At 73.1% G+C, this 1,236-nt stretch carries 2 protein-coding genes; both read left to right on the top strand.

What is annotated here, in order from left to right:
* Positions 1-155: 155 nt before the first annotated feature.
* Complete coding sequence (gene pth / locus ACFV6I_RS39305) at positions 156-734, top strand: aminoacyl-tRNA hydrolase (RefSeq protein WP_063348046.1); 579 nt, start codon at positions 156-158, stop codon at positions 732-734.
* A 179-nt stretch (positions 735-913) separates the two neighbouring features.
* Positions 914-1,195, top strand: coding sequence for a hypothetical protein (locus ACFV6I_RS39300; protein WP_380346272.1), 282 nt, complete (start codon positions 914-916; stop codon positions 1,193-1,195).
* The last annotated feature ends 41 nt before the right edge of the window (positions 1,196-1,236 follow it).

The following is a 1,236-nucleotide window of genomic DNA, read 5'->3' as shown; positions in this document are numbered from 1 at the left end:
CCGGGCCGTGCCGGCGCCGCCCGTGGCCTCGGCCCCCCGGGCCTCCGCCTCGCCCCACCCGCGGGACCCGGGCCCCGGGTCGCTCCCCTCGGCGGGGCCGGGGCAGCGGTGTGTCCGGGAAGATGACGTAGAGCGCGCACAGGAGGAGAGAGGGCATGGCGGACGAGTACGAGGGCCCCTGGCTGGTGGTGGGGCTGGGTAACCCGGGCGAGCAGTACGCCCGGAACCGGCACAACATCGGGTTCATGGTGGTGGACCTGCTGGCGCAGCGGATGGGCGCGAAGTTCAAGGCGCACAAGAGCCGGGCGCAGGTGGCCGAAGGTCGGCTGTCCGGCCGCCGGGTGGTGCTGGCCAAGCCGATGTCGTTCATGAACCTCTCCGGCGGCCCGGTGACGGCGCTGCGGGACTTCTACAAGGCGCCGGCCTCGGCGCTGGTCGCCGTCCACGACGAGCTGGACATCGACTACGCGGCGCTGCGCCTCAAGCTGGGCGGCGGGGACAACGGCCACAACGGGCTGAAGTCGATCACCAAGTCGCTGGGGCCGGACTACTACCGGGTGCGGTGCGGGATCGGTCGGCCGCCGGGCCGGATGGAGGTCGCGGACTTCGTGCTGAAGGACTTCTCCGGCGCCGAGCGCAAGGAACTGGAGTGGTTCGTGGACCGCTCGGCGGACGCGGTGGAGGCGCTGCTGTCCGAGGGGCTGGAGCGGGCGCAGGGCACCTACAACTCCTGACGCTCCATCAAGTCGGGGAGTGGTGTTACGCAACAGTCGTACAACGCTTGCCGGTCCAAACCTGAATCCGTGTGAGAAGCCTGTGCGGGATCGGATAGCGTCGGCCTGGTACGCGAACGAGTCCTGGGGAGTTCTCGATGCGGGGTTTTCGTCCGGTCCGCCGATTGCGGCGGCTCCGGGTGGTCCGACTGAAGCAGTTCGGACGGCGGGTCGGCACGGCCGGTGCGCTGGGGGCGGCCGGGGTGCTGCTCTCGGGCGGCGCGGTGGCGCACGCGGACGCGGTGGCCGAGCCGGATCCGGGGGGCTCCCCGGAGCCCGCGGCGGCGCAGTTCGGGCCGCTGCTCGGTGACTCGATGGGCGCGGACGCAGGGCTGCTGGCGGTCGGCGGCGGCCTGGTGGTCGCGGCCGGCGGCGCCGCGCTGTGGCTGAAGCGCCGACGCGCGGGCGAGCCGGGCGAGTAGCCGTCCGCGCGGTGACACGACACCGGGCCGGTGCCCAAGGG

The sequence above is a fragment of the Kitasatospora sp. NPDC059803 genome (assembly GCF_042732255.1).
Taxonomy (GTDB): Bacteria; Actinomycetota; Actinomycetes; order Streptomycetales; family Streptomycetaceae; genus Kitasatospora.
The sequence above is the reverse complement of the archived record's forward strand: the minus strand, read 5'-3'. Positions and strand labels throughout refer to the sequence as shown.

Excerpts from the sequence above, each read along its gene's own strand:
- pth (WP_063348046.1), top strand. The coding sequence starts at position 156 with ATGGCGGACGAGTACGAGGGCCCCTGGCTGGTGGTGGGGCTGGGTAAC.